Source organism: Clostridium frigidicarnis (genome assembly GCF_900111985.1).
GTDB classification, from domain to species: Bacteria; Bacillota; Clostridia; order Clostridiales; family Clostridiaceae; genus Clostridium_Z; species Clostridium_Z frigidicarnis.
In genome coordinates this window covers 1-26,776 of sequence record NZ_FOKI01000041.1, presented here as the reverse complement: position 1 = coordinate 26,776, position 26,776 = coordinate 1, and the positions used below count along the sequence as shown (strand labels likewise).

Sequence of the window (26,776 nt, the reverse complement as noted above, 5' to 3'; positions counted from 1 at the left end):
CGGTTCGATTCCGGTCTTCAGCACCAATATAACGCGGGGTGGAGCAGTTGGTAGCTCGTCGGGCTCATAACCCGAAGGTCGTAGGTTCAAGTCCTGCCCCCGCAACCAATGTGGCGGAATAGCTCAGCTGGCTAGAGCATTCGGTTCATACCCGAAGGGTCGTAGGTTCAAGTCCTATTTCCGCTACCATATTGTTGAAAACTTAATATTTAAGTTACATATATAACGTGCTGGAGTGGCGGAACTGGCAGACGCACAGGACTTAAAATCCTGCGGTGGTTAAACACCGTACCGGTTCGATTCCGGTCTTCAGCACCATTTTATATGAAATGCAAAAAGTATAATTAAACACTTTAAGATAAAGTGCTTAATTATACTTTTTTTATTGTTAAGAAAACTATAGGGTTGTTTTAGTTGAGAATTAAGAATGAAATTTTTTTAAGAAAACCTGTGGTTTAAAACTACAACTTGCCACTTGTCACTACAAACTTGTCACTTAAAGGGATATTCAGTTAAATATTACCAAAAATTATCCACAAAAAAATCCTTCTTTTTAACATAGACGACAATTTATAAATTAGGTTATTTAAAGAGATATCCACAATATATACATAGAGATTGTTAGTTTTATCATATATATTGTGGATAACTTTATAAATAACTAAAAATATGATAAAAAAAGAAAACATATACATTCGTAACCGTATGTGTTTTCTTTTTAGTATATTTCTATAATTATGTAATACGAAATATTTTTTTTGGTAAATCTTATGACAATTATTTCCAATGGCCTCTGATATAATAATGTTACCGATTAGGAAAAAAATGGTAGGAGGGGAATGGAATGCAATTAGGAGCACAGGTTGCTAGTTATGAGAGAATTAAAAAACATAGTAGTGAGAAGAAGATAGCAAAGAAAGAAGTACCATATAAATTTTTAGCTTATTTTATAGGTGCCGTTTTGATTAGTAGAGTTACAATGATAAATGACACAGCGCCTTTTGGAATAGCATTAGCCTTATCAATGATAAAACATAGAGAAGATAAACTTCCTTTTGCTGTATTTATAGGAACTTCTATAGGATATCTGACATTAATAAATAAGCTTTATGAAATTCCTTTATATATAATAATGATAACTTTAATAACTACTATAAATTATACATTAAAGGGAGTAAAAGCAATACATAAGATAATCATATCTTCATTATTTATTGTAGTGGCTATGGTTTTATATAGATATTTCATGAATCATTACACTTTAGGAATAATATTTTTTACGGCAATGTTTCATTTGGCATGTATTGTTCCAATATATTTTATTATTGATTACGCCATAATATGCAGCAAAGAAATAAAAACTAAACATTTATTTAAAAATGAAGAAATAATAAGTATGGCAATAGTTATATCTTTAATAATTTCAGGGACTTGGGGAATTGAGTTTTTTACAGTAAGTTTCAGAAATTTATTGGCATTAACATTTATTATCATAATATCTTATACAAATGGAAGTGCCATAGGAGCAGCAACGGGTGTAGCCATGGGAGTAATCGTAGGTATCTCATCAAATAATATGATGAATTTCATAAGCGTTTACGGTGTTTGTGGGCTTATAGTAGGAATCTTTAAGGATACTGGAAAATGGTTAACCGCATTATCTTATATAGTAATATTCTCGATACTTAAGCTATACTCTGGCATATCAAATGATATGAAAATAGTTGAAGGTATTGTAACGGCATTAATATTTTTGGCTATACCAGGAAAATTTTATGACAGATGGGCTGGTGAGCTTGATTGGGAAAGAAAGCAGGATGTAATAGGAGAAGAATATATAGAGAAAATAAAGTGTGTTTTTTCAAATAAGTTAAATACATTCTCTTCAATATTAGAATCTATGTCATCTATTTTAAATGATTTAGTTGATAATGATAGATTAGTTATGAAAGAAAAAAGTAGTGCCCTTATAGAAAATCTTGCTGACAAAGTATGTAGAAACTGTGATTTGAAATCAAGCTGTTGGCAAAGGGAATTTCATCAAACTTATTTAGCCTTTGGAGAGCTTATTGATAATTATCATAATAACATAGATAAAATGCCTAAACATCTAGAAAACAGATGTATAAAAAGGACAGCTATTTCTAGTTATACAGAAGATATAGTAAATAATTATATAATAAGTGAAATGTGGAGAAAAAGATTAAGTGAAGGAAGGGAGTTATTATCTGGACAAATTAAAAATATGTCAGGAACAATAGAAGAGATTCTAGAAGATTTTAATAAAGAAGTTACTTTTAATATGGAATTAGAGAAAAAAATTAGAGTTTTATTAAATAAAAAGAATTTTAAAGTTAAGGATATACTATGTTATGAGGATAGAAATGCTAGAATCCATATTAAAGTTACACAAAATGGATTTTATAGCACGAAAAAATGTGTAAAGGAATTACTTTCATTAATAAATGAAGTTTGTGAAAAGGCTATGTGTGTAAATGATGAGGGGTGTATAGTAGATAGTAAAACAAAAGAAAGCACTATTTACTTTGAAGAAACTCCAAAGTTTCATGTGGCTTCCTATGTTGATGTACAAAGTAAAGATGGTGAAAAATTAAATGGAGATAGTTATACTTTTGGTAAACTTAAAGATGGGACATATATAACGGTAATAAGTGATGGTATGGGATCAGGACCAGAGGCTCATAGAGAAAGTAATGCAGCTATTGAGCTTATAGAAAAATTTACGGAAAATGGTTTTGGAAAAGAAACTGCAATTAATACGGTTAATTCAGTTATGAGTTTAAGATTTTCAGATGATGAAAAATTTTCAACTTTAGATTTAAATAGTATAGATTTATATAGTGGAGATATAACATTTATGAAGGTAGGAGCAGTTTCCAGCCTAATAAAAAGAGGAACAGATATAGATGTTATAAAATCTAAAACATTACCAATAGGCGTTTTAGATAAGGTTGATGTTGAGATTATTGATAGAACTTTAAAAAGTGGAGATATGATTTTTACATTTAGTGATGGTTTATTAGAGGCCATTGATGAAGAGTGGTTAATAAATTATTTAAGTGGATCAAATTGTAATAATCCACAAGAACTATCAGATGAAATAATGAAGAAGGCTAGAGAGTTTAGTGGAGAAAAATTCAAAGATGACATCACAATTATAACCTCAAAAATATATAGCTTATATTAAAAGCACTCTTATGAGTGCTTTTTACTCTAAAATAATTTTAAAAGAATGTTTAAAGACTTGTGATAAACTATCTTCACATTTTAAAAACTATGTTATAATAACTTTATTAATATTATCTAGGAAGTGAATTCATGCTAAAAAAGGTTATAAGATTTATTAATGAAAATCAGATGGTTGAAGATGGGGAAAAAGTTTTAGTTGCATTATCAGGTGGTCCAGATTCTATTTGTTTATTACATATGCTATGGTTGCTAAAAGATAAACTTAATATAGAATTACATGCAGCTCATTTGAATCATTGTTTAAGAGGCAGTGAGGCTGATAAGGATGAAGATTATGCTAAAAGTTTCTGTGAAATGTTAGATATACCTTTTTATAGCAAGAAGGTGGATATAAATAACTATAGCAAGAATTTAGGGCTATCAAGCGAAATGGGTGGAAGAAAAGCTAGATATGATTTTTTTAATGAATTAAAGGATAAACATTGTATTGATAAAATAGCAGTAGCCCATAATGCAAATGATCAAGCAGAAACAATACTAATGAGATTAATGAGAGGAACAGGAATAGAAGGACTTATAGGCATAAAACCTGTAAGAGATAATATATATATAAGACCTATTCTTTCATTAACAAGACAAGAAATTGAAAATTATTGCGAAGAAAATAAATTGAATCCAAGAATTGACAAAACTAATTTAGAGACTATATATTCTAGAAACAAGGTAAGATTAGAACTTATACCATATATAAAAGAAAATTTTAATGAAGACATAGTAAGTACATTAAATAGGTTTTCAAAAACAATGAATATAGATAATGATTATTTAGAAGAGGTTTGCAAAAAAAAGTATGAAAAATTTTGTTGTAAACATAATAATAAAATTGAAATAAGTAAAGACTTATTTAATGAACATGAGTCAATTTTATCTAGAATCTTAAGAAAAGCTATATCTAATTTAAATGGTAACTTATATAATATCGAAAAAGTACATATACATGATATTATATGTTTAAGTAATCAAGGTACAGGTAAAAAAATTAATTTGCCAAATAATTTGATAGCTGAAAATGTATATGATAATATAGTTATAAAATTTAAAACTTTGGCAAAGAATTCTGATGTAATTGAATTTAAAGTTGACGAAGAGAAATTAAAAGACGGTATTGTGTTAGAAAATTCTTTCAAAGGGTATACTATTGCTTTAAGGATTACTAACAATTCTGAAGTATTAGACTTTAAAAATAATAATTTTATAAAGTATTTTGATTTGAAAGACAGTAACTCTGTAGTAACTATAAGAGGTAGAATGAATGGAGATAAATTTACACCTTATGGTATGAATGGAAATAAAAAGTTGAAAGACTTATTTATTGACTTAAAAATACCAAAAGATGATAGAGATGATATTCCATTAGTGACTATAAATAATGAAATAGCATGGATTGTTGGGTATAGAGTTAGTGACAAATTTAAAATAAGTAGAAAATCAAAAAGAATTTTACAGGTAAAGTTTTACAGAAAGGAAGAAGAAAATGCATAAAGATTTTAGAGAAATACTACTTACAGAAGAACAAATTAAAAATAAAATAAAAGAGCTTGGAGAAAAAATAACAAAAGATTATGAAGGTAAAGATATAGTACTAATAGGTGTATTAAAAGGATCTGTTATGTTTATGTCAGATTTAATGAAAGAAATAAAAACATCTGTATATCTAGATTTTATGGCAGTATCTAGTTATGGTAATTCTTCAGAAACATCTGGAATTGTTAGGATACTAAAAGATTTAGATAATGACATAGAAGGAAAACATGTTTTAATAGTAGAGGACATAATAGATTCAGGTATTACACTTCAATATCTAGCAGAGTATTTAAGGGCTAGAAATCCTAAAAGTGTTGAAATAGCAGCATTATTACACAAGCCTGATAGAAAAAGGGTTGATGTTAATGCAAAATATTTAGGATTTAAAGTTCCTGACGAGTTTTTAGTTGGATATGGATTAGATTATGCAGAAAAATATAGAAATTTCCCTTTTGTTGCAATATTAAAGGAAGAAATTTATAAGAACAAGTAATGTTTACTTGTTGTAATAGGCGATAGCATATGATAAAATCTTTATAGTCAATTTACAGTAATTTGAAAGAGAGGGGGGCCAAATTAAGAATGAAGAAATTTTCGAGTTTAACGGCCTGGATAATTGTATTAGTATTTATTGTACTTGGGGCAGTTGCGCTAGCTGAGACAAACAAATCAAGTAGCGCTATACCTTTTAATGAATTCCAAAAGCAATGGACACAAAATAATGTTAAAAACTTCAAACTTAGGGATGATAATATGACTGTGGAGGGAGCTTTAACTAATGGTACTAGTTATGTAACTATAGTTCCCGCTGAGAGATTATTTCAATTTATATCTCAACATCCAAATGAGAATGTAGGAGAAGTATATGATAGACCCACAAATTTACCAGGTTGGCTTAACATATTACCTACAATAATGTTTGTTATAATGCTTTTTGCGTTCTGGTTCTTTTTTATGCAACAATCTCAAGGTGGCGGTGGAAACAGAGGCGTAATGAACTTTGGAAAAAGTAAAGCTAAGTTAGCCACTCCAGATAAGAGAAAAATTACATTCGAAGATGTAGCTGGTGCTGACGAGGAAAAACAAGAACTAGCAGAAATAGTAGACTTCTTAAAAAATTCTAAAAAATATATGGAACTAGGTGCTAGAATACCTAAAGGAGTGCTTTTAGTAGGACCTCCAGGAACAGGTAAAACTCTTTTAGCAAAAGCTATAGCTGGAGAGGGAAATGTTCCGTTCTTCAGTCTTTCAGGTTCAGATTTTGTTGAAATGTTTGTTGGAGTTGGTGCATCAAGAGTAAGAGATTTATTTGAGCAGGCTAAAAAGAATGCTCCATGTATAATTTTTATAGATGAAATTGATGCAGTAGGAAGACAAAGAGGTGCTGGTTTAGGCGGTGGACATGATGAGAGAGAACAAACTCTTAATCAGTTGCTAGTTGAGATGGATGGATTTGGTGTAAATGAAGGCATAATAATGATAGCAGCAACTAACAGACCAGACATACTAGACAAAGCTTTATTAAGACCAGGTAGATTTGACAGACAAATACTTGTTGGAGCTCCTGATGTTAAGGGAAGAGAAGAAATACTTAAAGTTCATACTAAAAATAAACCTTTATCAGATAATGTGAATCTAGATATTCTTGCAAAGAGAACACCAGGATTTACAGGAGCTGATTTAGAGAATCTTTCAAATGAGGCTGCATTACTTGCTGTTAGAAGGGGTAATAAAGTAATAGATATGGAAGATATGGAAAGTGCTATAATGAAAGTTATAGCAGGTCCAGAAAAGAAAAGTAGAGCAAAAAATGAGCAAGAAAGAAAACTTACTGCTTATCATGAGGCAGGTCATGCTGTGGTTACAAGATCATTACCTAATGCTGATAGGGTACATGAAATTAGTATAATACCTAGAGGTATGGCTGGAGGATATACATTAAGTCTTCCTAAAGAAGATAGATCATATACTTCTAAGTCATGGCTATTAGATGAAATGGTTATATTATTAGGTGGTAGAGTAGCAGAAAAACTAGTTTTAGGAGACATAAGTACAGGAGCCAAAAATGATATAGACAGAGTAAGTGGAATAGCAAGAAAAATGGTTATGGAATATGGTATGAGTGATGCAGTTGGACCTATATCATATGGAAGTGATCAAGATGAAGTTTTCCTTGGAAGAGATTTTGGAAGAAGTAGAAACTTTAGTGAAGAGATAGGTGCTAAAATAGACGAAGAAATAAAGAAATTTGTTGATAAGGCATATAAGAGAGCAGAGAAAATATTATTAGATGATATGACTAAGCTTGAAGCAGTAGCTAAGGTTCTTCTTGAGAAAGAAAAGATTGATGGGGAAGAATTCGAACAAATATGTGTTGAAGTTTAAAAATAAAAGAATCGTTAATGGAATTACAACCATTAACGATTTTTTTATACAAAAGAATAGATAAAATATGTTTTCTATAGTCCTAAATATATTTATAAGAAAATTCAATAAATATATTTAATTAATATAGGGATGATGGTATAATTTTGATATATAAACATTAGTAAAAGCTACTTTCAAATTAATAATAAGTTGGAAGGAGGATGATTGCAAAGCTTAGCAATCAAAAATTATATGAAAAATGATATAGAAATAGCACAAGGTGCAAAAATGAAACCAATTATGGACATTACAAAAAAATTAGGTATTAATGAGGATAATGTAGAGTTATACGGAAAGTATAAATGTAAGTTATCTTTAGATATACTTGAAGAACTGAAAGATGAAAAAGATGGGGAATTAATATTAGTTACTGCAATAAACCCAACACCAGCAGGAGAAGGTAAATCTACTGTTACAGTTGGATTGGGACAAGCATTATGTAAGCTTAATAAAAAAGCAGTTATAGCTTTAAGAGAACCATCATTAGGACCTGTCTTTGGAGTAAAAGGTGGTGCTGCTGGTGGTGGATATGCTCAAGTGGTGCCTATGGAGGATATAAATCTTCACTTTACAGGAGACATGCATGCTATAACTGCTGCAAATAATCTATTAAGTGCAGCTATTGACAATCATATACATCAAGGAAATAAACTTAAAATAGACTCAAGAAGATTAACTTTTAAAAGAGTTTTAGACATGAATGACAGAGCATTAAGAAACATAGTTGTAGGAATGGGTGGAAAACCAAATGGCTTTTTAAGAGAAGATGGTTTTATGATTACCGTAGCTTCTGAAATAATGGCTATTTTATGTTTAGCAGATGGATTGATGGACCTTAAAGAGAGAATGGGGAAAATATTAATTGGATATAACCTAGAGGGAGAACCAGTTTATTGTAAGGATTTAAAAGTAGAAGGTGCTATGGCTATGCTTATGAAAGATGCTATAAAGCCTAATTTAGTACAAACTTTAGAAAACACTCCTGCAATAATTCATGGAGGACCTTTTGCAAATATTGCCCATGGATGTAATAGCTTAATGGCTACTAAAATGGCATTAAAATTAGGAGATTATGTTATAACAGAAGCAGGATTCGGAGCAGATCTTGGAGCAGAGAAGTTTTTTGATATAAAATGCAGATTTGGGAATTTAAATCCAAAATGTGTGGTTATAGTTGCTACAGTTAGAGCGTTAAAGCATCATGGTGGAGTGAAAAAAGAAGATTTAAACATTCCTAATGTTGATTCACTAAAATCTGGAATCAAGAATTTAGAGAAACAAATAGAAAATATAAAGGAATTTAATGTTCCAGTAGTAGTAGCGATAAATAGATTTGTAAGTGATAGTGAGGATGAACTTCAGTATATAAGAGAATTCTGTAAAGAAAACAATGTTGAAGTGGCATTATCAGATGTATGGGCAAAAGGTGGAGAAGGTGGATTAGAGCTTGCAGATTGCGTGCTTAAGACATTAGAAAAAGATGAAAGTAAATTTGAAACATTATATGATTCAGAATTATCAATATCAGAAAAAATAAATAAGATAGCTAAAGTAATATATGGATCAGATGGCGTTGAATTTACACCACAGGCTAAGAAACAGATAAAAGAATTAGAGAAATTTGGATTAGATAGGAAGCCAATATGTATGGCAAAAACTCAATATTCTTTATCAGATAATCCAGGGCTTTTAGCAAGACCTAGTGGCTTTAAAATAACTGTTAAAGAGGTTAGAGTTTCAAATGGAGCTGGTTTTATAGTTGCATTAACAGGAGATGTAATGATAATGCCAGGACTTCCAAAAATTCCAGCAGCGGAAAAAATGGATGTATTAGAAAATGGAGATATAGTAGGATTATTTTAAAAAAATATTAAGAGTTTATTACGGGGTTGTTTAAATATTATTATTTAAACAACCCCTTTTAATTTTGGGATAATTAAAGACACTATAAGTCAAGCATGGATTAAGTAACGTTATTTTCTTTCATGTGCTTTATTTCTTTGTTTTTAGAATAGAATATAGTTATGGAATAAATAAAACAAAATTTACATAAGTTGTATTTAAGATATAGAATATGTTAATATTGAATAAAAAAAGAAATATATGTGTCAAAAAAGAAAGTAATGAAAAAATTTTTAATATTCATGCAAATGTTTTCATAAATAAATATTATTAAAGCTCAAATATGCAAATTAAGGAGGATTAACATGGATAATGTTAAAAAACTTATTGGTATAAAAGAAAATTTTAATCAGAATGAAGAAAAAAAATTAGAAGGACAGCATATGTTAAAAAAATTGGGAGCAAGAGAAAGGATAAATATACTTTTAGATGAGGATTCATTTATAGAAATAGGCGCGTTTATTAAAGAATCTTGCGTAATAACTGGATATGGAACAATTGATGGGAAACTTGTATATGTATATAGCCAGGATTATACAAAAAATGGAGCGTTAATGAATTCCAATAGTGCAGAAAAAATTGTAGACATAATAGAATTAGCGCTGAAAATGGGTGCACCAATAATTCAAATATTAGATTCAGCAGGTGTTGTAATAGAGGAAGGGCTAGAAATACTTAAAAAATACTCGAAAATAAACAATATAATAGCAAAAACAAGTGGAGTTATACCCCAAATATCATTGATATTAGGACCGTGCTTAGGAATGTCAGCGGTAACAGCATCTATGAGCGATTTTACAATAATATCAAAAGATACAGGGAGTATGACTTTAAATTCATATGAATTTTTAAGTAATAAAGAGGGGACTTTTATAGAAAAAAGTGAATTGGGGTCATCATCAAAGTCATCTAACATAGGTGGGGCATCTATAGTGATGGATAATGATGAGCAGTGTATAGAGATTACAAAAAAGATAGTTGGGTATATACCATCTAATAATATGTGTAAAAATGTAAAAAAGGAACATAGTAACAAGGAATTCATACAGGAAATATTGGATGAAATGTGTAATAAAAATAACCTGAATCTTAATTTAATTATTAATCATGTTTTAGATGATGATTCAAGGTTGGAGCTTTATGCAGAAATGAGTCATAATGTATCAACAGTATTAGGAAAAATAAATGGAATAACAGTTGGAATTTTTTGCACTTCAAAGGAATACTTAAATATAAATGATATAAATAAATTAACCAGATTTATTAAGTTATGTGATGCTTATCATATACCAATAATATCCATGGTAAACACTGATGGATTTGAAGTAAGTTTAGATTCGGAGAAAGAGGGATTATATTTTTCAATAGCAAAATTAACATTTGCTATATCAGAATCAACAACGCCTAAAATTGCACTAATTGTTGGAAAGAGCTATGGATCAAGTTATATGACATTTAGTGGAAAACAAAGTGGGTTTGATATTGTTTATGCATGGCCAAGTGCTCAAATATGTTTATCTAATCCAGAAAATATAATAAAGAAAATGAAAAGAAGTGAAATATTACAAGCAGAAAAGCCTAAGCAGAAAGAAAGGGAAATTATTAGTAAATTAATTGATGATATGGTTAGCCCATATAAAGCAGCAGAAATAGGATTAATAGATGATATTATAATTCCAAGAGAAACAAGAGCAAGACTATATATGTTGATAGATATGCTTCAAACAAAAAAAGAAGTTAAGTATACTAAAAGCCATGGAACTATGTTGATATAAGGGAGATGAGTGTATGAATTTTCCGCAAAGATTAAGCTTTTCAGGAATTGTAACCCTACTTTTTATGGTTATTGTATTTTTGATTTTAATTATACTTATGCTAATGATTAAACTTCAAACAAAAACTGTAGATAAGGTACTAAAAGAAGATAAATCTAACTTAGAAGACAATAATATTAAAACAAATCAAGATTATATTAATAATGAGACTGAAGAAAAGTTTATTAAAGAAGATAATTTAGAATTAATTGCAGCTATAATGGGAGCTTTGAGTATGCATACAGGGAAAAATGTAGCAGATTTTAAAATAAAGAGTATAAAGAGAGTAGATGAAACTAATTGGACAAACTATTAAGATAAAAAATATGTTTATATAATTGTTTGGAGGAGAGTTTTAATGTTAAAGAAATATAATATAACAGTTAACGGGGTTCTTTATCAAGTGGAAGTGGAAGAAGTAAAAGGCGAGTTTAAAAATGAAACTATAGAACAAAAATATGAGGAGCAAAAATTATTAGAGACAGAAGAAGCTAACGAATATGATTCAGTTATAGTTTTAGGAGAAAAGGTTGAAAGCCCTATGCCGGGAACGATACTAGAAGTAAATGTATCTCAAAATCAGAATGTTAAAAGTGGAGAAGTCTTATTTATCTTAGAAGCAATGAAGATGGAAAATGAAATAATGTCACCTAAGGATGGTAAGGTAGTAAAGATAAATGTAACTAAAGGAGTAACAGTAAACACTGGAGATTTACTTTTAGTTATAGAATAATGGATGAAAGCTTTATTAATTCATGCCATGGTACCTAATGTTCATGAGGTTATAGGTTCAGCTGTTAAGGCTGGAATATTATTGTCTATGTTTGGATAAAATTAATTTATATTAAAGTATAAATATATTAATAGATTAATATGATTTTAGGACATAATAAATTTATTAAAAATTGTGTTTAAATTATGTAAAAATATGATAAAATATATTTTATAACATAAGGGCAGCTGTTTAGCTGCTTTTATAATTATATAGAGGCGGTGGCAGTAATGATATTACTTGTAGATGTTGGCAACACTAATATTGTTTTAGGAGTCTATAATAGATTGAATAATAAGTTTATAGCTCAATGGAGATTATCAACTGACTCTAAAAAGACATCGGATGAATATGGGATTGAAGTAATGCAGTTATTTCATAACGCTAAACTAAACCCAACTGATGTTGATGGAGTTATAGTATCTTCAGTAGTACCTAATATAATGCACTCATTAGAGACTATGATATCACAATATTTTAATATAACACCTATAATTGTTGGACCTGGTATAAAAACAGGTATAAATATAAAGTATGATAATCCTAAAGAGGTTGGAGCAGATAGAATTGTAAATGCTGTAGCTGCACATGAAATATATAAAAGACCATGTGTGATAATAGATTTTGGAACGGCTACAACATTTTGTGCATTGACTAAATGTGGAGATTATTTAGGTGGGGCTATATGTCCAGGGGTACAAATTGCATCAGAAGCATTATTTGAAAGAGCTGCAAAATTACCAAGGGTAGAGCTTATAAAAACACCTAATATAATTTGTAAAAATACTATAAGCAGTATGCAAGCAGGTATGGTATATGGATACATAGGTCAAGTTAAATATATAGTTGAAAAAATGAAGAAAGAGATAATTGAATTAGGAGAGGAAAATCCATACGTAATAGCTACAGGAGGTCTTGCTAAACTTATTTATGAAGAAACAAACTGCATAGATAAAATAGACCAATATCTAACTTTAGAAGGGTTGAAAATCATATATCAAAAGAATAAGGAGTAATTAATAGATGAACATAGGAAAACTTAGTTTTGATAATAATGTATTTTTAGCACCAATGGCAGGGGTAACAGATATAGCTTTTAGAGGATTATGTAAAGAGATGGGCTGTGGTCTTGTTTATACAGAAATGGTAAGTGCAAAAGGTTTATATTATGGTAATGATAAAACATCAGAACTTTTGAAAATAGCTGAAGAGGAAAAACCAGTTGCAGTACAGCTGTTTGGAAATGATCCATACATAATGGCAAAAGCAGCAGAAACTTTTGAAAATAATCAAGAGTTTTGTATAATAGATGTGAATATGGGGTGTCCTATGCCCAAAATCATTAAAAATGGTGAAGGGTCAGCTCTAATGAAAACTCCTGAATTAGCTAAGGAAATAGTTAAAGAAATGAAGAAAGCTACCTCAAAGCCCGTTACGGTTAAATTTAGAAAAGGATTTAATAGTGATGAAATCCTTGCAATAGATTTTGCAAGACATATGGAAGAGGCAGGGGTAGATGCTATAGCTGTTCATGGAAGAACAAAAGAACAACTCTATTCAGGAAAAGCAGATTGGGATGTAATAAGAGATGTCAAACTTGCTGTGGACATACCAGTTATAGGAAATGGAGATGTTTTTGAAGCTGAGGATGCTAAAAGGATAATAGATAAAACTAACTGTGATGGTATAATGATTGCAAGAGGATCAATGGGGAATCCATGGATTTTTAAACAAATATATGATAAGTTAAGAGGGGATATTGTTAAAAATCCATCTAACTTAGAAAAAATTGATATGTGTATAAGACATTATAAACTTGCTATTAAGTATAGTGGAGAATATAAAGCTGTTAGAGAGATGAGAAAACATATAGGATGGTATATAAAATCAATGCCATATTCAACAGATCTTAAAGACAATATAAATAGAATAGGCAACTTTGAACAGGTTATAACTTATCTTGAGGAATTTAAATATAAGTTATAGTAGAAGACATTAAAATTAGGTGAAGTTTTTCCTTCACCTAATTTTAATCAAATATTGAGTTAGTTAGAATATTGACAAGGATATATACCTATTCTATAATGTGTTAAACATATAATATAAGTAGAGTATTTCCATTTTATTTGTAATAAAAAAATATATAATATATAATCATTAGTAGAATATTAAAGGGGAGTAGTAAAAATGAGCGATAAGAAATATATAATGACTTACGAGGGCGTTAAGAAATTAGAGGAAGAATTAGAATATTTAAAAACAGTTAAAAGAAAAGAAATAACTGAAAAAATAAAGGTTGCTTTAGGCTATGGAGATTTAAGTGAAAACTCAGAATATGATGAAGCTAAAAATGAGCAAGCTTTTGTTGAAGGTAGAATAATTCAATTGGAAAACATGTTAAAAAATGCTACAGTAATAGATGAGAGTGAGATATCTACAGATTTAGTTTCTGTTGGTTCTATAGTTAAGGTTAAAGACTATGAATTTGATGAGGAAGTTGAATATATAATAGTAGGTTCTGCTGAGGCTGATCCTATGGAATATAAGATATCGAACGAATCTCCGGTTGGCAATGCATTAATAGGAAAAAAAGTAGGAGAAATTGTAGAAGTTAATGTTCCAGGTGGAGTATCTAAGTTTGAAATATTAGGAATAAGAAGAGATTAACGGAGGTACAATTAATGAGTAACGAAGAACTTAATATCAATGAATTGGAAGCTCAATATAATGAGCAGGAAGCGTTAAGGAGACAAAAACTTGCAGATTTACAGTCTCAAGGTAAAGATCCATTTGACGTTTATAAAGTAGAAAGAACTCATACTTCTTCAGAGATAAAAGAAAACTTTGAAGAATTAGAAGGAAGCGTTGTTACAATAGCAGGTAGACTTATGTCTAAAAGGGTTCAAGGTAAAGCGGGATTTGCTGATATACATGATAGAGATGGAAAAATGCAATTATTTGTTAAGATTAATATAGTTGGTGAAGAAGCTCACAAAGAATTCAAGACATTAGACTTAGGAGACTGGATAGCTGTTACAGGTGAAGTTTTTAAGACAAAAACAGGTGAAATATCTGTTAAAGTCGGAAAGTATGAGCTTATATGTAAATCATTAAAGCCACTACCAGAAAAATGGCATGGATTAAAAGATCCAGATTTAAGATATAGACAAAGAGAAGTTGATATCATAACTAATCCAGAGGTTAAAGAGACTTTCTTAAAGAGAGTAAAAATAATAAGAGCAGTAAGGGAATTCTTAGATACTAGAGGATACTTAGAAGTCGAAACTCCAATACTTTCTCCAATAGCAGGAGGAGCTGCTGCAAGACCGTTTACAACACATCATAATGCATTAGATATAGATATGTATTTAAGAATTGCTACAGAGTTATACTTAAAGAGATGTATAGTTTCAGGTTTTGAAAAGGTATATGATCTAGGAAAGAACTTCAGAAATGAAGGAACATCTGTAAGACATAATCCGGAATTCACAATGATAGAGCTTTATGAAGCTTATGCTGATTATAATGATATGATGGAAATAACTGAGAATTTGGTTGCGTATGCTTGTGAAAAAGTAAATGGAACAACTAAGATAACATATGAAGGAACTGAAATAGATCTTACTCCACCATGGAGAAGAGCTACAATGGTAGATTTAGTAAAAGAGCATACAGGAATAGACTTTAATGAAATAAAAAGTGCTGAGGAAGCTCAAGCTATAGCTAAAGAAAAGAACTTAGAATTTAAGAAGAAAATAGAAAATTGTACAAAGGGTGACATATTAAATGCTATGTTTGAAGAGTTTGCAGAATCTCATTTAATTCAGCCAACACTTGTATGTGATTATCCAGTAGAAATATCTCCATTAACTAAGAAAAAGAGAGGTAATGAAGAATATACTGAAAGATTTGAAGGATTCATATATGGTAGAGAAATATGTAATGCATACTCAGAGCTTAATGATCCAATAGTTCAAAGAGATAGATTTGAGCAACAAGCCAATGAAAGAGAACTTGGTGATGATGAAGCTTATGTTATAGATGAAGAATTCATGAGTGCCTTAGAAACAGGAATGCCTCCAACAGGTGGTCTTGGAATAGGTATAGATAGAATAGTAATGTTCTTAACAGATTCATCTTCTATAAGAGATGTTATTTTATTCCCAACAATGAAACCACAACAATAGTAAATATTAAAAGTCTTTATAAAAATTATATTTTTATAAAGACTTTTTCTTTAATGTATAGATGAAAGCATAAAAAACAAGTTTATTGGAATTTATTTATAACTTTTGAATAAAATATTATAGTGTATTATTTAGGAGGGAAAATATTGAGAAAAAGAAATATATTTGAGTGTATAATATTATCTATTTTAACTTGTGGAATTTATTTTCTCGTATGGATGGTTATGCTTAGCAATGATCTTTCAAGATATGATGGAGAACCTGAAGAGGGTGGATTAGAATTAGTATATTCAATTGTTACATGTGGTATATATTATATATATTGGAACTATAAAATGGGCAAAAGATTATATAGATTAAATGGAATAAATAATAGGGCTAGCGATAATTCAGTGGTATATTTAATATTATCTATATTTGGGTTTGGCATAATATCTCAAAGTATAATGCAATCAGAAATAAATGATTTATGATAAAAACATAGAGAAACTAAAAAGTTTAGTAATACTTTTAGTTATTGGATTTTTAAGTTATATATATGTTATAAATACAGGTAAAAGTATATGCATTTTTTACAATATTTTTGGAATACCCTGTCCAGCTTGTGGTATGACAAGAGCAATGATAAATTTATTTAAGTTTAATATACGAGAAGCATTTAGGTATAATCCCCTTTTCATAGTATTATTTATAATTCCATTAGCCTTTATAAATAATAAAAAAAAACTAAATATATCTATAATAATTATATTTATTGCTGTATGGATAGTAAGAATGTGTCTTATGTTTCCTGATATTAATCCAATGATATTTAATGAAAATGCAGTAATCCCCATTATAATTAAGTTTTTAAAAAATAGTTTCTAAAAGAATAAAAAAGTATTGCGTTTAAAATAAAATGTGATATAATAATAAATGTAGTAAATATTCCGCAGTAGCTCAATGGTGGAGCACTCGGCTGTTAACCGATAGGTTGGAGGTTCGAATCCTCTCTGCGGAGCCATTTTAATTTAGAATTTAATAAAGATCGTATATATAAAGAGATAAGTTTTTATCTCTTTTTTTTATTTTATTAACTATTTATAATACTAATATTATTTATTGAAAAATCCAATAAAGGAAGAAGTTATATGAAATTTTATTTATAATTATATAGTAAAAAAAAATAAGGGGTATATAATTATGGAAGTAATAAGTGTTCTTGAATTTATTGGTACGGCAGCATTTGCTATATCAGGTGCTTTATTGGGGATTGAAAAAAGGTTAGATTTATTTGGAGTAATTTTTATGTCTATAACAACAGCGGTGGGTGGAGGTATATTTAGAGATTTAATAATTGGAACCATACCACCCAGTGCTATTAAAGATCCTGTGTTTAGTATTATAGCTATAATTTGCGCTATAATTACGTTTATGTTTTATACTTATATTTCAAAATTTAGAATTTCTATGGTGCTTAGTGATGCCATAGGACTAGGGGTTTTTACTGCAGTTGGTTCTAATGCGGCAGTAAATAACGAGGTAATTGGATGTTTTGGAGTTGTGGCTATGGGGGTTTTGACTGGCGTAGGAGGTGGTATTTTAAGAGATATGTTTGTTAAACAAATACCAAATGTATTTAAAAAAGAGGTATATGCGGTAGCCTGCGTCATTGGTGGATTAACATTTTATTTTACATATCCATATGTGTCTAGAATTATAGCAATGTATATTAGTAGTATTATAACATTTAGTGTTAGAATGATAGCTGTAAAGTATAATATTAATCTTCCGGCAGGAGATAATAACTTTTTTATAGAGAAAGATATGATAGATGTATAATATTCCTTGACAATAAAAAATAATTTGTTAAAATTTTATATATAATTAAATATATTGCGATGACAAAGAAAAGTAGTATTAAAAATCTTTTAAGAGAGATGATGTTTGGTGGAAATCATTATGATTTTAATATGAAAGGAGCTTTAGAGCATAATAAAGTTGAAAGTAGGGCATTAGCCAATAAGGGTGGAACCGCGGAATTTTTTTCGTCCCTTAAGGTGAAGGCCTTTTTTTATTATAAAAAATTAGGAGGAATATATTATGGCAGTTGAAAAAACTATGGATAAGATAGTTGCTTTATGCAAAAACAGAGGATTTATATTTCCTGGATCAGATATATACGGAGGCTTAGCTAACTCTTGGGATTATGGTCCTTTAGGTGTAGAATTTAAAAATAATGTTAAAAAAGCTTGGTGGAAAAAATTTATTCAAGAAAGTCCATATAATGTTGGGGTTGATTGTGCTATATTAATGAATAGTCAAGTGTGGGTAGCATCAGGTCATGTTGGCGGATTTTCAGATCCATTGATGGATTGTAAAGAATGTAAAGCAAGATTCAGAGCTGATAAAATAGTAGAAGATCATATGACTGCCAGTGGAGTAGAGGTTGCTACAGCAGATGGTTGGACTAATGAAGAGTTAAAGCAATATATAGACGACAATAATATAGTATGTCCTAAATGTGGAAAGAAAAACTATACTGATATAAGAAGATTTAATCTTATGTTTAAAACTTTCCAAGGTGTAACTGAAGATTCTTCATCTGAAATTTACTTAAGACCAGAAACTGCACAAGGAATATTTATAAATTTTAAAAATGTTCAAAGAAGTGCAAGAAAAAAAGTTCCATTTGGTATAGGTCAAATAGGAAAGTCATTTAGAAATGAAATAACTCCAGGAAACTTTACGTTTAGAACAAGAGAGTTTGAACAAATGGAACTTGAATTTTTCTGTAAACCAGGAACAGATTTAGAATGGTTTGATTACTGGAAAAAATATTGTTGGAATTTCTTGTTAACTTTAGGAGCTAATGAAAGCAATTTAAGAATGAGAGATCATGGTGAAGAAGAACTATCATTTTATTCTAATGCAACGTCAGATATAGAATACTTGTTCCCATTTGGATGGGGAGAATTATGGGGAGTAGCTGATAGAACAGATTATGACCTTAAAAAACATATGGAACATTCAGGTCAAGATTTAAGTTATTTGGATCCAACGACTAATGAAAAATATGTTCCTTATTGTATAGAACCATCTTTAGGAGCAGATAGAGTTACGTTAGCATTTTTAATAGATGCTTATGACGAAGAAGAGTTAGAAGGCGGAGATTCAAGAAATGTATTAAGATTCCACCCAGCTCTTGCTCCATTTAAAGCGGCAGTATTACCTCTTTCTAAAAAATTATCAGAAAAATCAACAGAAGTTTATGACATGTTAAGAAAACATTTCAATGTTGATTATGATGAGGCTGGATCTATAGGTAAGAGATATAGAAGAGAAGATGAGATAGGAACACCATTCTGTATAACTGTAGACTTTGATACATTAGAAGATAATGCTGTAACAGTTAGAGATAGAGATACAATGGAACAAATAAGATTAAGTATAGATGAATTAGTTGATTATATAAATAAAAGAATGGAATTTTAAAAACATGTCTAGAAGTTTAGATAAAAGAGTCTAAACTTCTAGGTTTTTTTTATAGTACAAGAGGTTTTAGGTACATTCAAAAAAATAACAAGTCAGTATGCTAGTCTATTTTATGCCATACTGCGTCAGCGATATTAGCCCATAGCCTATGCTATGAACTAATATCACTTCCTTGTCTGACACAAAATATACATGACATCTTTGACTTGTTATTTTCTTTCATGTGCCTAATTATAAATTTAAAGAATTATAATATATATTAATATGACTTTGTAAGATTAATATACTTACACATTATAGGAGGAATTAAATTATGAATATGCTTACTTATGAGATACCCACAAAATGTTATATAGGTACAGATGTAATTTCGAATTTTGGAGAAGTTATAAAGAAATATGGAGATAAGGCTCTTATAGTTACTGGAAGAAATTCTTCTAAAAAAAACGGATCATTTGATGATGTCAAAACTTTACTAAATAAAATAAATATAGATTATGTTGTATTTGACAGTATTGAAGAAAATCCGTCACTAGAAACAATAGAAAAAGCAAGAATAATTGGTATAGATGAAGGCGTAGACTTTATAATAGGTATTGGTGGTGGATCACCTATAGATGCATCTAAAGCCATAGGAATATTAATTAAAAATATAAAATATACTGCATTTCACTTTATAGGTGAAAAAAATCTTGAAAGCTTGCCTATAATAGCAGTACCAACAACTGCAGGTACTGGTACAGAAGTTACACAATATGCAATAGTTACAGATAACAAAGATAAATGCAAAAAGAATATGGGACATAGTGTTTTCCCGAAAGTAGCATTTTTAGATCCAAAATATATGAAGGATATGAATTTTGATATAACAGTTAGCACAGCTGTTGATGCATTTTCTCATTTGGTAGAAGCCTATTTAAATACAAATGCCAATTTTATAAGTGACATGTATTGTGAAAAGGGAATAGGAATATTTAAAAAGTGTCTAATAAAACTTATAGAGAAGGAATTGGACATGGATTTAAGAGAAAACCTTATGATGGTGTCTATGTTAGGTGGATTTGCAATTGCTCAAGTTGGAACTTCTATACCTCATGGTATGGGGTATGCGTTGACATATAACAAGGGAATATCTCATGGAGTTGCTAATTGTATACTTTATAGAGAGTATTTAAAATGCTTTAAAAATCAAGAAAAAGTAAGAAAAATAATAGATATATTAGAATTAGAATCTATAGACACTTTAGGAAATTATCTAGATGAAATAATAAATTTAGATTTTAGGGTTACAGAAGAAGAAATAAGAGAGTATTCAAAAGGAATGGCAAGTAATAAAGGTAAACTAAAAAATCATCCTGAGGCAATTACAGAAGAAGAAATATTTAATATATACAAGAAAAGCCTTCTAAAGTAGTAGATAACTATTTTAGAAATATGGATATTTAGGCACATTCAAAAAATAATAAATCAGTGTGCTAGTCTATTTTGTGTCATACTGCGTCAACGATATTAGCCTATAACCTATGCTACGAACTAATATCACTTCATTGTCTGACACAAAATATATATGGCATCTTTGACTTGTTATTTTATTTCGTGTGCCTTAAATAAATTGGTAATAGATGATATAATAAGGAATAAATGAGTCAAAAATTAGAAATATAAATATATTAGATTATATAGGTATATTTATCTAGGAGGATTATTTATGAAAAAGAACTTTAATGAATTTAAGGATTACATAAGAGGAAAGAAAGTTGCTGTAGTTGGTATAGGTGTTAGTAATATACCACTTATAAATTTTTTAATAGATTTAAATGCTGAAGTTACTGCATTTGATAAAAAAACAGAAACACAACTAGGCGATATATCAAATAATCTTAAATTGAAAGGTGTTAATTTAGAGCTAGGGGAAAATTATCTAGAAAGATTAATAGGGTTTGAAGTAATATTTAAAACTCCAGGTATGAGAATAGATAGTCCAGCATTAGTAAGAGAAAAAGCTAATGGTGCTTATATAACATCAGAAATGGAAGAATTTGTTAAGTATTGCCCAGCTAAAATTTATGGAGTTACAGGAAGTGATGGAAAAACAACAACGACTTCAATAATATATAACTTATTAAAAGGACAAGAATATACTACTTGGGTTGGTGGGAATATAGGTACTCCTCTTTTTTCAAATATGGAGCAAATAAAAGAAGAGCATAGAGTAGTTCTAGAATTATCTTCATTCCAACTTATGACTATGGATGTATCTACTGATATCGCTATAGTAACTAATCTTAGTCCTAATCACTTGGATATGCATAAAGGTATGGAGGAATATATAGATTCTAAGAAAAATATATTCAAATATCAAGAGAATAACAATTTACTAATTTTAAACAGAGAAAATGATATAACTTATTCCTTTGTTTCAGAAGCAAAGGGACATGTAAGTTTATTTTCAAGTAAGAGAATAATAGATGATGGTGCATATTATGATAATGGATCATTATATGTAGGTAAAAATAAGGTGTGTAATAAGAGTGATATAATTATTCAAGGAATGCATAATGTTGAAAATTACTTATCAGCATTTTTAGCTACAAAAGAAGAAGTTTCTATTGAAAATATGAAAAAAGTTGCAACTACATTTACAGGAGTTGATCATAGAAATCAATTATTAAGAGAATTTAAAGGAATTAAATTTTATAATGATTCTATAGGATCAAGTCCAACAAGAACAATAGCCACAATATCAACTTATGAAAAGCCAGTAATATTAATCGCAGGTGGATACGATAAAAATATACCATTTGAGCCTTTAGCTTATGAAGGATATTCTAAAATAAAGGAATTAATTCTTATGGGAGCTACAAAAAATAAAATAAAAGCTGTTTTTGATAAATTAGAGCAAGAAAAAGGGATAAAAACTAAGATTCATATGGTAGATAGTATGGAGGAAGCAGTTAAAAAAGCAGTAGAAATATCAAATGAAGGTGATTCAATAGTATTATCACCAGCTTGTGCAAGTTTTGATATGTTTAAAAACTTCGAGGTTAGAGGAAATAAATTTAAGGATATAGTAAATGATTTAAAATAAAATAATAAAAAGCTACATTTAAAGCAGATAAAAAACTTATTGCGTTTTTATCTGCTTTTTTTATGCGGAAAGTATTGTTTCTTAGTTGAAGTTGGAGAGGTTATTTGAGTGACAAGTTTCAAGTGATAAGTTAAGTAGGAAATCTTCTTGGGAAGATTGATGAAAGAAAAAATATTTTTAGAAAATCTGTGGCTTTCAACCGCAACTTGTAACTTTTCACTTAAAGAATGGTGTAGCAATTTTTTGTTTTCTGTAACATATGTTACAGAATAAAGTGGACTAAATTAGTATAATTTTATTATAAGATAAATTTAAAAAATAAATTTTGGGAGGATATAGATTATGGGAATGTTTTGTTTTCAATGTCAAGAAACAGCAGGATGTACTGGTTGCACAAAAAGAGGTGTCTGTGGAAAAACAGAAGATCTAGCAGTTTTACAAGATCTTTTAGTTTATGTAGTTAGAGGAATATCAGAGGTAGCATATAGAGGAAGAAAAATAGGAGTTATTAATGATGTTGTTGATAAATTTATGGTTGAATCATTATTTGCAACAATAACTAATGCCAATTGGGATAATTCTATATTTATAGTAAGAATTAAAGAAGGTATTAAATTAAGAGAAGAGTTAAAGAATCAGGTAAAAGACAAGAATGGAGATTTAAGTGATTTACCTGAAGCATCTACATGGGAACCAAAAGATGATGAAGATATGATTGATAAGGCAGGTAAAGTAGGTGTATTATCTACTGAAGATGAAGATATAAGAAGCTTAAGAGAATTAATAACATATGGCGTTAAAGGCTTAAGCGCATATATAAAGCATGCTAACCATTTAGGATTTGAAAATAAAGAAATAAGTGAATTCATGTATAAAGCATTAGCAGCTACTATAAATGATAAATTATCAGTAGATGATTTAATAGGATTAACATTAGAAACAGGTAAATTTGGCGTTGATGGAATGGCATTACTTGATAAAGCCAACACAGAAAGTTATGGTCATCCAGAATTAACAAAGGTTAATATAGGAGTTAGAAATAACCCTGGAATATTAATAAGTGGACATGATTTAAAAGACATAGAACAATTATTAAAACAAACAGAAGGAACTGGAATAGATATATATACTCACAGCGAAATGTTACCGGCTCATTATTATCCACAATTAAAAAAATATAAAAACTTAGTAGGAAACTACGGAAATGCATGGTGGAAGCAAACAGAAGAATTCGAAAAGTTTAATGGACCAATACTAATGACAACAAACTGTTTGGTACCACCAAAGGATATTTATAAAGATAGAGTATATACAACAGGGGTTGTTGGTCATTCAGATTTAAAGCATATACCTATAGATGACAATGGAAATAAAGATTTTAATATTATAATAGAACATGCTAAAAAATGTTCAGCACCTATTGAGATAGAACAGGGAGAAATAATAGGAGGATTTGCACATAATCAAGTCTTTGCTTTAGCAGATAAAGTAGTAGATGCAGTTAAATCTGGAGCTATAAAGAAGTTCTTTGTAATGGCAGGTTGTGATGGTAGAGCAAAATCAAGAAATTATTATACAGAGTTTGCTGAGAAATTACCAAAGGATATGGTTATATTAACAGCGGGATGTGCTAAGTATAAGTATAATAAATTAAATCTTGGAGATATAAATGGAATTCCAAGAGTTTTAGATGCAGGACAATGTAATGACTCATTCTCATTGGCATTAATCGCATTAAAACTTAAAGAAGTGTTTGAATTAAATGATATAAATGAGTTACCTATATGTTACAATATTGCATGGTATGAGCAAAAAGCAGTAATAGTTTTACTAGCATTATTACATCTAGGAGTTAAAAATATACATTTAGGACCAACATTACCGGCATTTTTATCACCTAATGTAGCTAAAGTTCTAATAGAGTCATTTGGAATTGGTGGAATAACAAATGTTGAAGATGATATGGAAATGTTTTTAGCATAATAAAAAGGATTGACTAATGTTTTTAGTCAATCCTTTTTGTGTCTGGAAAGTACCTGTATTGTTGTAGAAACTATAGAGAAAATTATAAATTAAAAATAATTAATAAACAACAGGTATTATTCAGCATAAAAATGAGTAAATATAAGATAAATAGACGTAAAACGGAATAGATGGTAAAAATAAACTATGAAGGACTGGATAATATAACCAGAAGGTTTTGAATATAAGTTAGACAAGCACTATAATCAATTCAAAAACAATCTAAGGAGGGAGAAAATTGGATTTAACAGTTATTATAGGTTTACTAGTAGCATTTGTATCAATTATAGTAGCATTCTTAATGGAGGGGGGGCATTTAGTTGCGTTAGGAGGATTCAGCGCTTTTCTTATAGTATTTGGAGGAACTATAGGAGCAGTAATAATTTCATTTCCAGCAAAACAATTAAAAACAGTAGGGAGAGCATTTAAAATACTGTTCAAAGGTGATAACAGCAACTTTGTAGATGTAGCAAAATATCTAAAAGGGTTATCTGTTAATTCGAGGAAAAATGGGATTTTAAGCTTGGAACAAGAAGTTAATAGTGCGAATAACATATTAGATAGCTTTGGAAAAAAGGCTTTCGAGATGGTCATAGATGGTATGGAACCAGATGTTATAAGGGGTACAATGGAAACTAATATAGAAGCTACAGATGAAAGACACAGAAAAACAGCATCTATATTTGAAGCAGCTGGTGGCTATGCACCTACTATGGGAATCATAGGAACTGTAACAGGTCTAGTACATGTTCTTGGAAATCTAGATGATCCAACTTCATTAGGACCTAAAATAGCATTAGCATTTATTGCTACATTATATGGAATAGCATCAGCGAATTTGATTTGGCTACCTATTGCCAATAAACTTAAAGTTCTTAATGATGTAGAAATAGGTGAAAAAACAATGATATTAGAAGGTATATTGTTAATACAAGAGGGTGCGAATCCTAATGCACTTATAAAAAGGCTAGAAGGTTTTATGACTAGTGATGAATTATTGCAAATAAAAGATATAAAAAGTGGTGAATAATTATGAAAAAGAGACCTGAAAAAGAACCTAATAATGAAAGATGGCTATTGACTTATTCAGATTTAATAACTCTTCTTATGGTGTTTTTTGTAATATTATATGCAATGAGCAATGTAAGTAGTAGTAAATATAAAGCTGTTTCTGATTCATTTAGATCTGTTATGGGAGGGGGCGGAAATATTATAGCTGATTCTAATGGAGATGGTGATAGTGTTACTCCAATTCAAACAGAGCAACAAAAATTTGATGATATGCAAAAGGATATGGATAAATATATAAGCGAATATGGACTTGGAGATTCTGTATCAACATATATGGAGGATAAAGGTCTTATAATAAGATTTAATGATAGTATGATATTTGATACAGGAAAAGCTGATGTAAAAGAGGATGTAAAAAATAAACTTATAAAAATAAGCAATGTAATAAATAAAGTTGATAACTATATAAGAGTAGAGGGACATACAGATAATGTACCTATAAAAAATGATCAGTATAAATCAAACTGGCAATTGTCCTCAATTAGATCAAGTAATGTTGGAGAATTTTTAATAGACTATGGTAAGGTTTCGCCACAAAGAGTATCTGTTGTTGGATATGGTGAATATAAACCAGTTGAACAGAATACAACAGATGAAGGAAGAAACAAAAATAGGAGAGTAGAGATAATAATATTGAATTCAAAGTATAATGAATTAGAGATTACAAAATAAACTAAACCAAGTGTATCTATACATAAGATAATAAGGATTAATTAGAAAATACAAGCAAAAGAGATATAAATATAAAATATGACCTATTTTATAGTGAAATATAAATAGTATTATTGATATCATTATCTATGTTGTTTAACAAGTCACCTAGAAATTCATTTTAAATAAATTGAAAAAAGTAGTTGACAAGTAAAAATACAAATGTTATTATAAAGAAGTCGCATGAAGCGGCAAACAAATTGGTCTTTGAAAATTAAACAGATTAAGATAAAGAACCAGCAATTCTTTTACAGTAAATAATTAGCGAAAAGCTAAGAGATTAAACTTTTTAAATTGAGAGTTTGATCCTGGCTCAGGATGAATGCTGGCGGCGTGCTTAACACATGCAAGTCGAGCGAGAGAGTTTCTTCGGAAACAATCTAGCGGCGGACGGGTGAGTAACACGTGGGCAACCTGCCTTGTAGTGGGGGATAGCCCTCCGAAAGGAGGATTAATACCGCATATTGTCACATTGAGGCATCTCAAAGTGATGAAAGGAGTAATCCGCTACAAG

General features: G+C 29.6%; 21 protein-coding genes, 4 tRNA genes, 1 rRNA gene and 1 other annotated feature. All 26 genes read left to right on the top strand.

The genetic code is table 11. The features are described from left to right. Nucleotides 1-32 precede the first annotated feature (32 nt). Nucleotides 33-108 (top strand) — tRNA-Met (locus tag BM119_RS16620). Between the two features lie 4 nt (nucleotides 109-112). Further along, a tRNA-Met gene (locus BM119_RS16615) sits at nucleotides 113-189 on the top strand. 40 nt (nucleotides 190-229) lie between these two features. Further along, nucleotides 230-318, top strand: a tRNA-Leu gene (locus BM119_RS16610). Between the two features lie 526 nt (nucleotides 319-844). Beyond that, nucleotides 845-3,208 (top strand): stage II sporulation protein E, encoded by a 2,364-nt coding sequence (gene spoIIE / locus BM119_RS16605; protein ID WP_090042844.1) that lies wholly within the window; start codon nucleotides 845-847, stop codon nucleotides 3,206-3,208. Nucleotides 3,209-3,339: 131 nt separating this feature from the next. Beyond that, complete coding sequence (tilS, locus tag BM119_RS16600) at nucleotides 3,340-4,752, top strand: tRNA lysidine(34) synthetase TilS (RefSeq protein WP_090042843.1); 1,413 nt, start codon at nucleotides 3,340-3,342, stop codon at nucleotides 4,750-4,752. Further along, nucleotides 4,745-5,287, top strand: a complete 543-nt coding sequence (gene hpt, locus BM119_RS16595; protein ID WP_090042842.1) for a hypoxanthine phosphoribosyltransferase — start codon at nucleotides 4,745-4,747, stop codon at nucleotides 5,285-5,287. Before tilS ends, hpt begins: the two co-directional genes overlap by 8 nt. 89 nt (nucleotides 5,288-5,376) lie before the next feature. Next, on the top strand, nucleotides 5,377-7,179 hold the full coding sequence (gene ftsH, locus BM119_RS16590; protein WP_090042841.1) for an ATP-dependent zinc metalloprotease FtsH: 1,803 nt from the start codon (nucleotides 5,377-5,379) through the stop codon (nucleotides 7,177-7,179). 234 nt (nucleotides 7,180-7,413) lie between these two features. Next, nucleotides 7,414-9,084 (top strand): formate--tetrahydrofolate ligase, encoded by a 1,671-nt coding sequence (locus BM119_RS16585; RefSeq protein ID WP_090042848.1) that lies wholly within the window; start codon nucleotides 7,414-7,416, stop codon nucleotides 9,082-9,084. Nucleotides 9,085-9,428: 344 nt separating this feature from the next. Further along, the gene (locus tag BM119_RS16580) at nucleotides 9,429-10,898 is read left to right on the top strand and encodes a carboxyl transferase domain-containing protein (RefSeq protein WP_090042840.1); all 1,470 of its coding nucleotides are present in this window, start codon (nucleotides 9,429-9,431) and stop codon (nucleotides 10,896-10,898) included. A gap of 13 nt (nucleotides 10,899-10,911) precedes the next feature. Next, nucleotides 10,912-11,253 (top strand): OadG family transporter subunit, encoded by a 342-nt coding sequence (locus tag BM119_RS16575; RefSeq protein WP_090042839.1) that lies wholly within the window; start codon nucleotides 10,912-10,914, stop codon nucleotides 11,251-11,253. Between the two features lie 42 nt (nucleotides 11,254-11,295). Next, complete coding sequence (locus BM119_RS16570) at nucleotides 11,296-11,670, top strand: biotin/lipoyl-containing protein (RefSeq protein WP_090042838.1); 375 nt, start codon at nucleotides 11,296-11,298, stop codon at nucleotides 11,668-11,670. A gap of 269 nt (nucleotides 11,671-11,939) precedes the next feature. Continuing rightward, nucleotides 11,940-12,725 carry a type III pantothenate kinase gene (locus BM119_RS16565; RefSeq protein WP_090042837.1) on the top strand — a complete coding sequence of 262 codons (786 nt, stop codon included), beginning with the start codon at nucleotides 11,940-11,942 and terminating at the stop codon, nucleotides 12,723-12,725. A 7-nt stretch (nucleotides 12,726-12,732) separates the two neighbouring features. After that, nucleotides 12,733-13,695 (top strand): tRNA dihydrouridine synthase DusB, encoded by a 963-nt coding sequence (gene dusB, locus BM119_RS16560; RefSeq protein WP_090042836.1) that lies wholly within the window; start codon nucleotides 12,733-12,735, stop codon nucleotides 13,693-13,695. A gap of 201 nt (nucleotides 13,696-13,896) precedes the next feature. Continuing rightward, a complete protein-coding gene (gene greA, locus BM119_RS16555; protein WP_090042835.1) occupies nucleotides 13,897-14,376 on the top strand; it encodes a transcription elongation factor GreA in 480 nt (159 codons plus the stop codon). A gap of 14 nt (nucleotides 14,377-14,390) precedes the next feature. Beyond that, nucleotides 14,391-15,896 (top strand): lysine--tRNA ligase, encoded by a 1,506-nt coding sequence (gene lysS / locus BM119_RS16550; RefSeq protein ID WP_090042834.1) that lies wholly within the window; start codon nucleotides 14,391-14,393, stop codon nucleotides 15,894-15,896. A 146-nt stretch (nucleotides 15,897-16,042) separates the two neighbouring features. Further along, nucleotides 16,043-16,369, top strand: a complete 327-nt coding sequence (locus BM119_RS16545) for a DUF4234 domain-containing protein (RefSeq protein WP_242948452.1) — start codon at nucleotides 16,043-16,045, stop codon at nucleotides 16,367-16,369. Beyond that, the gene (locus BM119_RS16540; RefSeq protein ID WP_207647690.1) at nucleotides 16,359-16,763 is read left to right on the top strand and encodes a DUF2752 domain-containing protein; all 405 of its coding nucleotides are present in this window, start codon (nucleotides 16,359-16,361) and stop codon (nucleotides 16,761-16,763) included. The genes BM119_RS16545 and BM119_RS16540 overlap by 11 nt, the downstream gene beginning before the upstream one ends. A gap of 61 nt (nucleotides 16,764-16,824) precedes the next feature. Continuing rightward, nucleotides 16,825-16,899, top strand: a tRNA-Asn gene (locus BM119_RS16535). A gap of 179 nt (nucleotides 16,900-17,078) precedes the next feature. After that, a complete protein-coding gene (locus BM119_RS16530; protein WP_090042833.1) occupies nucleotides 17,079-17,717 on the top strand; it encodes a trimeric intracellular cation channel family protein in 639 nt (212 codons plus the stop codon). Nucleotides 17,718-17,767: 50 nt separating this feature from the next. Then, nucleotides 17,768-17,934, top strand: a binding site (T-box leader). Between the two features lie 44 nt (nucleotides 17,935-17,978). Continuing rightward, nucleotides 17,979-19,370 carry a glycine--tRNA ligase gene (locus BM119_RS16525; protein ID WP_090042832.1) on the top strand — a complete coding sequence of 464 codons (1,392 nt, stop codon included), beginning with the start codon at nucleotides 17,979-17,981 and terminating at the stop codon, nucleotides 19,368-19,370. A 313-nt stretch (nucleotides 19,371-19,683) separates the two neighbouring features. Further along, nucleotides 19,684-20,784, top strand: a complete 1,101-nt coding sequence (locus tag BM119_RS16520) for an iron-containing alcohol dehydrogenase family protein (RefSeq protein WP_242948451.1) — start codon at nucleotides 19,684-19,686, stop codon at nucleotides 20,782-20,784. 294 nt (nucleotides 20,785-21,078) lie between these two features. Next, nucleotides 21,079-22,458 (top strand): UDP-N-acetylmuramoyl-L-alanine--D-glutamate ligase, encoded by a 1,380-nt coding sequence (murD, locus tag BM119_RS16515; RefSeq protein WP_090042831.1) that lies wholly within the window; start codon nucleotides 21,079-21,081, stop codon nucleotides 22,456-22,458. A gap of 342 nt (nucleotides 22,459-22,800) precedes the next feature. Further along, complete coding sequence (gene hcp, locus BM119_RS16510; protein WP_090042830.1) at nucleotides 22,801-24,441, top strand: hydroxylamine reductase; 1,641 nt, start codon at nucleotides 22,801-22,803, stop codon at nucleotides 24,439-24,441. A 277-nt stretch (nucleotides 24,442-24,718) separates the two neighbouring features. Beyond that, on the top strand, nucleotides 24,719-25,510 hold the full coding sequence (locus BM119_RS16505) for a flagellar motor protein (protein ID WP_090042829.1): 792 nt from the start codon (nucleotides 24,719-24,721) through the stop codon (nucleotides 25,508-25,510). 2 nt (nucleotides 25,511-25,512) lie between these two features. Next, the gene (locus BM119_RS16500; RefSeq protein ID WP_090042828.1) at nucleotides 25,513-26,223 is read left to right on the top strand and encodes a flagellar motor protein MotB; all 711 of its coding nucleotides are present in this window, start codon (nucleotides 25,513-25,515) and stop codon (nucleotides 26,221-26,223) included. Between the two features lie 329 nt (nucleotides 26,224-26,552). After that, a 16S ribosomal RNA gene (locus BM119_RS16495) occupies nucleotides 26,553-26,776 on the top strand; the annotation flags it as partial.